At 63.6% G+C, this 2,313-nt stretch carries 2 protein-coding genes; one reads left to right on the forward strand and one right to left on the reverse strand.

The genetic code is table 11. The annotated features are described in order from the left end of the window. Window positions 1-1,891: tape measure protein (locus tag DBR23_RS13875; RefSeq protein WP_199227707.1), on the reverse strand; the 1,891-nt coding region annotated here is incomplete at its 3' end. A gap of 57 nt (window positions 1,892-1,948) precedes the next feature. Here DBR23_RS13875 and DBR23_RS13880 point away from each other — a divergent pair. Then, window positions 1,949-2,275 (forward strand): hypothetical protein, encoded by a 327-nt coding sequence (locus DBR23_RS13880; protein ID WP_108498646.1) that lies wholly within the window; start codon window positions 1,949-1,951, stop codon window positions 2,273-2,275. The last annotated feature ends 38 nt before the right edge of the window (window positions 2,276-2,313 follow it).

A 2,313-nucleotide genomic window follows, 5' to 3' on the forward strand; every position in this document is an offset into this window, starting at 1 on the left:
CGCCCTCCAAGCGCTTTACCTCCGCCGCCTTGAGCGCGGCTTCGATCTCCAGCTTCTTGGCGCCGTTGTATTGGTCAGCGGCGATCAGCTCAGCCTTCTTGGCCTCGGCACTTGCGATGGCTGCGTCAGCCTCCGCGCGCTTGGCCTGGGCAGTGAGGCGCAGCAGCTCGATCTCCAAGCGGCGAATTTCGTTCTGCGCAGCGATGGCCGTTCGCTCGTCACCACGGGCTCTGGCCACCTCGACAATTGCGCGTTGCTGCTCAATGGCAAGGCGCAGCGTGGTGGACTGGACGTCGATCTCAGCAGCCTGCAAATTCCGCTTGGCTTCGATGGATCTGAGCTGGTCTTGGAGCGCGTCGCGGTAGACCAGCGCCGCCCTGCCTGCCTCCAGCTCGGCCTTGGTGACATCCTCGGTCGTGGCTTTACCAGCGGCCTTGGCCGCACGTACCTCCTCCAGCTTGGCCTTGGCACGGTCGTAGGCTTCGCGCAGCTCGTTCACACGGGCGCTGTTGTCCTTGTACGCCTCTGCCTCAGCCTTGGCTTGCTCTGCTGCAAGTCTGCCTGCCTGGGCCTGTGCCACGGCTTTGTCGGCATCTTGCTGACGCAGGCCGATCTGCTTCTCCAGATCTGCAATCTGTTTCTTTTTGATGTCGTCGACGACGGCCATCTGCGCTGCGGAGGCCTTCAGAGCCTTCAGTTCCTCCTGCATGGTGGCCAACTCGGTGAGCTTGAGCCGGGCCATCTTTTCTTGCTCCGCTGCTGAATTGGCAGTGGCCGTGACAACGGCCGCACGCTGCTGGGCCTCGGTACCGAAGGCCTGGGCCAGCGAGATGGATGCCTTGCCTTCCGCATCGCGGGCGATCAGACTTTTTTCCTGTTCCGCGATCTGCTCTCTGACGGATTCAACGACCAGGCGGTAGCCGTTCTGCAACTTGATGAAGTCGCTTGCGCCTGCGGCTGCTGCACCTCCGGCCTGCTGCGTCTTTGCGGCCAGGTCCTGTTGAGCAAGAGCGGCGATTGCTCCCTGGTCGCCGCTGGCCTTGATGGCGGCGCGCAGCGTGTCGTTGTGCTGCGCCGCCTTCAGCAGCTTGTCTTGTGCTTCCTTCTGGATATCAGCGAAGGCCTGCTTCAGCCCGGAGAAATCTCTGTTTGCGACGGCTGCAATGACGGTGCCGATGCTTTTGCCAGTCGCAACGACCGTGGCATCGAGACTCACAATGGCGCCCTGGGCAACTTCAGCGCCGACCTTCAACGCCGAGAGCCCTCCCGAATCACCGATGTTGGCCGCCATCTCGGTGAACGAGTTCTTGATATTGGTGATCTCCTGGCTCAGGGTCTGCGCCGAGGGGGCACCGCCATAGAGATCGTCCAAGCCTTTGGCGAGCGCCGGGAACAGATCGCTAGCGGCGATCTTCCCCTCTTCGACCAGCTTCATCAGGTCGGCGGTCGTGATGCCGAGTCCCTTGGCTGCCGCATTAAGGGCGCCCGGCAGGGCTTCGCCGAGCTGGCCACGCAGCTCTTCGGACTGCACCACGCCCTTGCTAGCCATCTGGGCAAGCGCCTGCAATGCGTTTGCCGTCTCAGCACTGCTCTTACCCGCCTTGCCCATGGCTGTGGCCACCGACTCAAAGACCTGGCGCGTGGGCTCGCCTTCGACAGCTGTACCTTTCGTTGCAGCGGACAAACCCAGGAAGGCTTTTCCGACTTCAGTAACGTCCGCGCCGATACGGATCGCGACCTTGCGAACGAACTCAAGCTCTTGGCCCGCCTTGGCCGCATCACCCGTGACAGCCGTCAGCCCGCTACGCAGCTGCTCCATCTGAGCGGCAGCAGTGACCAACTCGCGGAAGGTAAAGGCGGCGCCCAATGCGCCAGCCATCTGGCCCAGCAATTGGGTCAGATTCCCAACCCGGCCGCTGAGCTGATCTGTGGTGCCTGCTGCAGACCGATGAGCGGAACCCAGGTCACGTGTGCGCTGCGCGGCCTGGTCCGCAGCAGCCGCTTCAACCCGCAGGGCCTTCGCGTAGTTCTCGGCGGCCTGCAGCTCCTGAGCGTGGGCAGCATTCAGCGGACCGACAGCAGACAGCTCTTCACGGCGCGCAGCGGTGGCTTGCTGGGTTGCGCTGGCCTCAGCGCGCTTGGCGCGTGCGACCAAGCCGAGCTGGTCAGCCTCAATCTGAGCCAGGGCATTCCTGGCGCGAGTGGCGGTCGCGTCATCGCCCTTGGCCTGGGCAGCCTGAAGCCGGGCCTGCTGCTCGGCCTGGCTGGCTGCTAGATGCTGACGCTGCAGCTCGATCTCGGACTGCTCAACCT

The sequence above is a fragment of the Acidovorax sp. HMWF018 genome, from assembly GCF_003061035.1.
Lineage (GTDB): Bacteria > Pseudomonadota > Gammaproteobacteria > Burkholderiales > Burkholderiaceae_C > Acidovorax > Acidovorax delafieldii.